The 7,112-nt window shown below is 73.8% G+C and carries 9 protein-coding genes; 3 read left to right on the top strand and 6 right to left on the bottom strand.

Features of this window, described 5'->3' with window-relative positions; translation table 11 throughout:
- Nucleotides 1-238: 238 nt before the first annotated feature.
- On the bottom strand, nt 239-1,078 hold the full coding sequence (locus AX737_RS13275) for an aldo/keto reductase (RefSeq protein WP_066922044.1): 840 nt from the start codon (nt 1,076-1,078) through the stop codon (nt 239-241).
- Between the two features lie 411 nt (nt 1,079-1,489).
- Between AX737_RS13275 and AX737_RS13270 the strand changes: the two genes are divergently transcribed.
- The 3 genes from AX737_RS13270 to AX737_RS13260 are packed head-to-tail and all read left to right on the top strand — an operon-like array spanning nt 1,490 to nt 3,259.
- Nucleotides 1,490-2,596, top strand: coding sequence for an adenylate/guanylate cyclase domain-containing protein (locus tag AX737_RS13270; protein WP_066922046.1), 1,107 nt, complete (start codon nt 1,490-1,492; stop codon nt 2,594-2,596).
- Nucleotides 2,596-2,787, top strand: a complete 192-nt coding sequence (locus AX737_RS13265) for a hypothetical protein (RefSeq protein ID WP_066922042.1) — start codon at nt 2,596-2,598, stop codon at nt 2,785-2,787. Before AX737_RS13270 ends, AX737_RS13265 begins: the two co-directional genes overlap by 1 nt.
- A 10-nt stretch (nt 2,788-2,797) precedes the next feature.
- Nucleotides 2,798-3,259 carry a YaiI/YqxD family protein gene (locus tag AX737_RS13260; protein ID WP_066922040.1) on the top strand — a complete coding sequence of 154 codons (462 nt, stop codon included), beginning with the start codon at nt 2,798-2,800 and terminating at the stop codon, nt 3,257-3,259.
- A 3-nt stretch (nt 3,260-3,262) separates the two neighbouring features.
- Here AX737_RS13260 and AX737_RS13255 read toward each other — a convergent pair whose 3' ends face one another.
- From AX737_RS13255 to tolR, 5 genes are all read right to left on the bottom strand, one after another.
- Complete coding sequence (locus AX737_RS13255) at nt 3,263-3,508, bottom strand: BrnA antitoxin family protein (protein WP_066922039.1); 246 nt, start codon at nt 3,506-3,508, stop codon at nt 3,263-3,265.
- Between the two features lie 7 nt (nt 3,509-3,515).
- On the bottom strand, nt 3,516-3,827 hold the full coding sequence (locus AX737_RS13250; protein WP_066922037.1) for a hypothetical protein: 312 nt from the start codon (nt 3,825-3,827) through the stop codon (nt 3,516-3,518).
- Nucleotides 3,828-4,077: 250 nt separating this feature from the next.
- The gene (locus AX737_RS13245) at nt 4,078-5,415 is read right to left on the bottom strand and encodes an MFS transporter (RefSeq protein WP_066922030.1); all 1,338 of its coding nucleotides are present in this window, start codon (nt 5,413-5,415) and stop codon (nt 4,078-4,080) included.
- Between the two features lie 108 nt (nt 5,416-5,523).
- Nucleotides 5,524-6,558, bottom strand: a complete 1,035-nt coding sequence (locus AX737_RS13240; RefSeq protein ID WP_066922028.1) for a TonB family protein — start codon at nt 6,556-6,558, stop codon at nt 5,524-5,526.
- Between the two features lie 19 nt (nt 6,559-6,577).
- The gene (gene tolR / locus AX737_RS13235; protein ID WP_066922026.1) at nt 6,578-7,051 is read right to left on the bottom strand and encodes a protein TolR; all 474 of its coding nucleotides are present in this window, start codon (nt 7,049-7,051) and stop codon (nt 6,578-6,580) included.
- Nucleotides 7,052-7,112 lie beyond the last annotated feature (61 nt).

The raw sequence follows: 7,112 nt of genomic DNA, 5'->3' as shown, positions 1-7,112 counted from the left end.
ACAGAGGGCCGCCGCGAGGGTCAGGACCAATCCGGTTCGCAGCCGTCGCACGCGCATCTCCATTTCCGGGGCGGGCCGGCACCAGGCGCCGCAACCGGCCGCGCCCGAACCACGCCACGCCGGCTGCGACAGCCCGGTGACGCGGGCGGACGGCGCTAAGCTTTTTCGCCCGGTGTGAGGACAGAAGTCCACACCCTGTCTCGCGCGCTGCGCCCGTTCCGGGCGGCTTCTCGGCAGCCTACAGCATCGGCAGGGTGCGCGGGCGCGGGCCGCGCGGGAAATGCGCGTCGATCAGGGCGATCTCGGCGGCGTTGAGACGGATGTCGGCGGCGGCCGCGTTCTCGAGGGCCCGCGACGCCCGCACGGTCTTGGGGATCGTGAAGGTGTTGTCGAGCCGGGTGAGGAAGGCGAGGGCCACCCCGTAAGGGGTTGTGTCGTGCGCCTCCGCGATGCCGGCGAGCACCCGCCCCCCGGCGCTCGACGGGTCCGGGAACTCGCCGCTGCCGAAGGGCGAGTAGCCCACCAGCGCCACGCCGTTCCGCGCGCACCAGGGCAGGACCGCGTGCTCGATCGCCCGCTCGCCCAGATGGTAGATCACTTGGTTGCAGGCGATCCGGTAGGGGCCGGCGATGCGCAGCGCCGCGTCGAGGTCCTCCACGTCGAAGTTGCTCAGGCCCCAGGACAGGATCTTGCCGTCCCGGCGCAGGTCCTCGAACCCGGCGATCGTCTCCTCCAGCGGGTGGTGCCCCGGCCAGTGCAGCAGGTAGCTATCGAGCCGGTCGGTCTTGAGCCGCCGGAGCGAGGCCTCGCAGGCCCGCACCACGCCGCGCCGGGTCGCGTTGCCCGGCACCACCTTCGAGACCAGGAACACCTCCTCCCGCAGACCCGCGATCGCCTCTGCCACGATGGATTCGGCGTCGTCGTACATCTCGGCGGTGTCGATATGCGTCATGCCGGCATCGATCCCGGCCCGCAGGGCCGCGATCGATGCCGCGCGCCCGGTCTCGTCCATGCGCCACGTGCCCTGGCCGATCACCGGTACGGAGATGCCGGTGGCGCCGAAGCTTCTTGCCCGCATCGCTCTGCCCCTCTGCTGGCGGCCCCAGAACCCGGCGGAGGGCCCGGCCGAGATACCGGCCCTGCCACGGGGGGCGGTCCCGCTGCGCGGGAGGGCGCATCCGGTCGCCCGGCACCCGTCCCGCACGGGCGCAAGCCGCCCCTCGCCTCGTGCTCTTAAGCCCCGCGCCGCCGGGATACCAATGGTCCGTCGCGCGCGGGGCCGGACCCGAACGGGCGGCGCCCTGGCCACGGACGGCCGCGCGGCGCGACCGACGCCTTATTCGCGCCATCAAGGGACGGTGAGCAATGGGCCGGCCCCGCCGTCGGGGTTGGACTTTCGTCCAGGGCCGCGCGCCGCGCGCGGCCTCTTGAGAAGCGCCCGGAAATCCGCTGGGATCTCCGTCGGGCACCGGACGCCACGGGGGGCATGATGCTGCCGCAGCATCGCTGGTTCTGGGCGCTGATCCTCCTCGCCTGCGCGGGCGCAGGGCTCGTCTACAACTTCGTCTTCGCGGACGGCGCCTCGCCGTTCGCCGGCCTCGCCTACGGCTTCTGCATCGGCGCGACCGCGCTGGCCTTCGATCGCGGCCTGATCCTGGCCGGGCTCCAGGCCCGGATCCGGCGCCTGCCCGCGAGCGTCTTCGTGCCGGCGGCGGAACTCGCCTACGTGGCGATGATCGTGGCCGGCAACGCGCTCGGCGGCCTCGTGGTGTGGGCCTTCGGGCTGACGGCGGACCCGCTCGCCGAGGCGGTGCGGACCACGCCCCGGGTGCTCACCTACGCGCTGGCAGTCTCGGCGCTCCTCGTCTTCGTGATCCGCATGCGCGACCTCATCGGCGCGGAGGTCTTCATCAACCTGATGGTGGGCCGCTACCACCGGCCGGTCGAGGAGGAGCGCATCTTCCTGTTCCTCGACGTGATGGGCTCGACCGCCTTCGCGGAGACGCACGGGGACCTGCGCGCTCAGGAATACCTCGCGGCCGTGTTCGCGGCGCTGGCCGAGCCGGTACGGCGCAACGCCGGCTCGATCGACGACTATATCGGCGACATGGCGATGGTGACCTGGCCGATGAAGCGCGGCCTGCACAAGGCACGCTGCGTCGCTTGCGTGTTCGACGTGCTCGACCGGATCGAGCGGGACGCCGAGGCGTGGCGGGCGCGCTTCGGCACGGTGCCGCGCCTGCGCGCGGCGCTGCACGGCGGCCCGATCGTGACCGCGGAGGTGGGCATCGATCGGCACAAGATCGCCTATTTCGGGGACGCGGTGAACGTCACGGCGCGGATCGAGGCCCTGTGCCGGCCGCTCGGCACCAGCATCCTGATCTCGCAGGACCTGCTCGACCGCTTGGCGGCGCTGCCCGCCGGCATCCGCGCCCGCTCGCTGGGCGCCCACGCCCTGCGCGGGCGCGGCCAGCCGCTCGCCATCGCCACCCTGGAACGCGCGGCCCGCGAGGCCGCCCCGGCCGTGTCGCGGGCCGAGATCCGCGCGGAGGCGGCGGCCGTCGCGCCCCTGCGGGCCGCCACGGGGCAGCGCTGATGCGCGAAACCCGGCTCCAGGTCCTCCGGGCCGCGATCCGGTTCGGGCTTCCGCTCGCGGGCCTCGTGGTGATCGGCCACGCGGTGGTCATCTCGGTCGGCGGAGATATCGAGCGCTGGCAGTTCGCGTTGGGCGCGCTCCTCATCGGTCTGAGCTTCGCCGCGCGCCTCGTGCCGAGGAGCGCGCGATGAGCGGCATGCCATGACCACGACGCCAGCGATCTACGTCGATGCCGACGCCTGCCCGGTGAAGGACGAGACCTTCCGGGTCGCGGCCCGCTACGGGCTGCACGTCTATGTGGTGGCCAACAGCCCGCTCAACCTGCCGCGGGAGCCCTGGATCCAGCGGGTCGTGGTCGGCGACGGCCTCGACGCGGCCGACGACTGGATCGCCGAGCGGGCGGGGCCAGCCTCCATCGTGGTCACGGCCGACGTGCCGCTCGCGAGTCGCTGCGTGAAGGCCGGCGCGAGCGTGATCGCGCCGAACGGCAAGCCGTTCAGCGAATCCTCCGTCGGGATGGCGCTGGCCACCCGGAACCTGATGCAGGATCTGCGCGAGGCAGGCGTGATCACGGGCGGCCCGCGGCCGTTCACCCGCCAGGACCGCTCAGCCTTCCTGGGCGCGCTCGACCGCGCGGTGAACCGGCTGCGCCGGGGGCGGTGAGGATCAGCCCTCGCGCGGGACGAGGGTCTTCAGCGCCGCGTTGATGCGGTCCTGCCAGCCCGGCCCGTCCTTCTGGAAATGCTCCAGCACGGCGCTGTCGAGGCGCAGCGTCACGCTCTCGCGCGCGCCGGGCGCCGCGGCGAGCGTGCTCGGGGCCGGGCTCTCGGGCTTGCGGGTGGTAGCCGCCTTGAAGGCGGCCTCCGCCGCCCGGCGTGGGTCGGCGGGGCGGCGGCTGCGCATGTCGGACATGGGACGGTCAGGCCTTCCGGGCGGATTTCTTGGCGCTCGCCTTGGCGGCCTTCGCCTCGGCCTTGGCGGCGTCCTCGGCGGCCTTGACCTGCGCGTCGGCGGCCTCCTTGGCGAGGCGCAGCGCCCGCAGGCGGGTCGTGCGCTCGTCGACGGCCTTGATCTGCGCGTGATGCTCGGCCATCGCCTGCGCGCCCTCGCGGGCCATGCGCTCGGCACGCTCCGCCCGCTCGGCGCGGTTCTCGGCCTTGGCCTTGGCTTCCGCCTCGAGATCGCGCACCTCGTCCGCGTCGTCGATCTCGGTGTCGGTATCGTGGGTCATCCTGTCCCTTTCTGGCCGCCGCGGGCTGGGCGCGCGCAACGATCGGCTGGTTCGGGTTCGGCCCGGATGCGGGGAAGACGGGCCGTGGCGCCGCATCGGCGGGCGGACCGCCGGAAGGCTGCGACACACCTCATGTAGGGCGTCCTGCCGGAAAAGCGAGTTTCACGGCCAGGCTTCGGCCAAGATTCCTCGGCGCAGGTGCGAAATCCGCGGGCGCGGGTCCGGCGGGATCCCGGTCTCCGGGGCGGGATCAGGCCGAGGCGGTCGCGAGGGGCCGGGATCCCGGCGCGCTGCCGGACCGTCCGTCCGGCCTTCCATCCGGCTTGGCCCCCGGCGGCGTGTAGCCGTAGGTCTCGGGCATCAGCAGCAGGTAGGCCAGGAAGGCGAGGCCCGCGATCCCGGCCAGCGCCAGGAAGGCCGCCGAGAACCCGGCCCAGACGATGAGCGCGCCCGCGAGCGTCGCGCTGAAGGCGGCGCCGAGCCCCTGCGCGGTGGCGACCGCGCCCTGCGCGGCGTTGAAGCGGCCGGTGCCGCGGGTGAGGTCCGCCACCACCACGGGGAAGAGCGCGCCGTAGACCCCGGCCCCGATCCCGTCGAGGAGCTGCACGCCGACGAGCCAGAACGGGTTGTCGGAGAATGTGTAGAGCACGCCGCGCAGCGCCAGCACGCCGAAGGCCGCGAGGAAGATCGGCTTGCGGCCGATCGCGTCGGCGCGCGCGCCCACGAAGACCGCCACCGGCACCATCACGCACTGCGCCGCCACGATGCAGACCGCGATGAGCGAGGTCGCGTGGTCCTTGCCCGAGAGCTTGGTGAGGAGCTGGCCGACGGACGGCAGCATCGCCGCGTTGGCGAGGTGGAAGGCGGCGCAGAGGAGCGCGAAGAGCAGCAGGGTGCGGTTCTGGACGAGCGCGCCGAGGCCCGAGGGCGCCGCGTCGTCCGCGCCCTCCGGGTGGTCGAGGCCGCGCGCCAGGTCGTCGTCGATGGCCCGCGCCGGGATCATCAGCATCGCGCCGATCGATGCGGCCGCGAGGAGCGCCATCAGCCAGAACACCACGATGGGCCCGAAGAAGTAGGCGGTGGCGCCCGCGATCGCCGCCGAGACGGCGTTGCCCGCGTGGTTGAAGCCCTCGTTGCGGCCGATGCGCCGGGCGAAGGCCTTCGGCCCGACGACGCCCAGCGTGATGGCGGCGAGCGCGGGCGGGAAGATCGCGCCCGCGATGCCGGCGACCGACTGGGTGGCGGCAACGAGCCAGAAGCTCTGGATGAAGGGCAGGGCGAGCGAGCTCAGCGTCACGGCGACGGCCGCCGCGATCACCACGAGCCGCTTGGCCCTGGTGCGATCGATGAGGGCGCCGGCCGGGGTCTGGGCGATCAGCCCGGCGATGCCCGAGATCGTGATGACGAGGCCGATCGTCGCCTCGTTCCAGCCCTGGTCCGGCCCGCGCACGGCCAGCAGGTAGATCGCCAGGTAGGGCCCGAGGCCGTCGCGCACGTCGGCGAGGAAGAAGTTGAGCGCGTCGAGCCCGCGCAGCACGCGGGCGGAGGGCGCGCGGGACTCGGAGCCCGCACCTGCAGCAGCGATCATGGGGGTCTCGACACGCGCGGCGCCGGTCGCGCCGCGCTGCCAAGCCGTTTCGGGGGGCGTGGTTCCGGCGCGCCCGCCACACGAGTGCGTGAGCCGGGCGTGCCGGGCTCAGCGCACCCGGTAATTGAGCGGGATCGTCACCGTCAGGCTGGCCTGGTTCACGCCGGCGGGGGCCGCCGGCAGGCTGCCGCGCACCGCGCCGAGCGCCGCGCTGTCGATCGGGCCGACGCCGCTGCTGCGGGCGAGCCCGGCACTCGTCACCGCGCCCGAGCGCATCACGGTGAAGCGCACGACCGCCGTGCCGCCGCCGGTGCCGGCGGCCGCACCCGGGTTCATGCGGCCGTGGATCGCCGCGCTGATCGCGCCCGTCCACTGGCGCATCGCGCTCGGGTCGCTGCCCGCCGCCGCGCGGCCGGCGGTGTTCTGGCGCGAGGAGGCCGCGGAGGCGCGCTCGGCGCCGTCGGCGGCGCGGGATTCCCGCGCGCGCGCCTCGCGGGCCGCCTTCAGCTTGGCCTCGCGCAGCTCCTCGCGGCGCTTCTCCAGCATCTCCTCGCGCTTCTCCTCGCGCTTCTTGGCCTCGCGCTGAGCCTTCAGCTTGGCCTCGCGCTCCGCCTTGAGCTTGGCCAGATCCGGCTTCGGCTTCTCGGGCTCGACCGGCTTCGGGGCCTCGGCGACGGTCGGCGGCGGGGGTGCCAGCGGCTCGGTGTCGGGCGCGGTCGAGGTGATGACCTGGCTCTCCGGCTCGATCGGCTGGGCGTCCGGCGGCGCCTCGGTCAGGGCCTGGGTCTGCGGTGGGGCCTCGGCGGGCGTCTCCTCCGGCTTGACCTCGGCGACCTCGGGCGGCGGGGGCGGGGTCGTCGCCTCCTCGACCGGCTCCTCGGTGGGCTGCTGCTCCGGCGGCGTCTCGGCCGCGGCCTGGGTCTCCAGCACCGACTCGGTCTGGGCCTCGGTCATCAGGGGCGCGAGATCGACCGTGACCTGCTGCTCGCCGGGGGGAGCGGGCGGCGCGAGGCGCAGGAAGGCGACGGCGACGAGCGCGGCGGCGTGCAGGGCGAACGCGACGAGGAAGGCCGCGGCGAGCCCGGACGGCCGATTCCCCGGCCCGTCCGGCGCGAGGCCGGCGAGATCGGACCCGGCGGGCATGGACGTACCACTCATCGGATCAGCGCGCCGCCCCGCCGCCAGCGGGCGCCGCGGCGCCGCCCGGCGACTGCGCGATCAGCGACACCTTGGTGAAGCCCGCCTGGCCCACGAGGCCCATCACCTCCATGACCTTGCCGTAGGGCACGTCGCGGTCGCCGCGCACCAGCACGACCTGGTCCTTGTCCTCAGCCGCCATCGCCCTGAGCCGCGCCGTCAGCCCCTCGGTGGTGAAGACCTCCTTGGCGATGGAGGGCTGGCCCTCCTTGTCGACGGTGACCTCCATCGGCTTCTTCGACTGCGCCACCTTGGCGGCAGCGGTCTTGGGGAGCTGCACCGGCACGCCGGTCGTCATCAGGGGGGCTGCCACCATAAAGATGATCAGCAGCACCAGCATAACGTCGACCATCGGGGTGACGTTGATCTCGGACATCGGGGTCGCGTCGAGGCCGTCCTCGTCGTCGCCCCCGCTCGCGCGGATCGAACCCATCGCCATCGGGCGTCCTCCGGACTGGCGGCCGCCCGAATCCGCGGGCGCCGCGCACGAACTTGCATTG

Source organism: Methylobacterium sp. CCH5-D2 (genome assembly GCF_001556475.1).
Taxonomy (GTDB): domain Bacteria; phylum Pseudomonadota; class Alphaproteobacteria; order Rhizobiales; family Beijerinckiaceae; genus Methylobacterium; species Methylobacterium hispanicum.
Note: the sequence above shows the minus strand (reverse complement) of the source record. Positions and strands in the feature narration are given on the sequence as shown.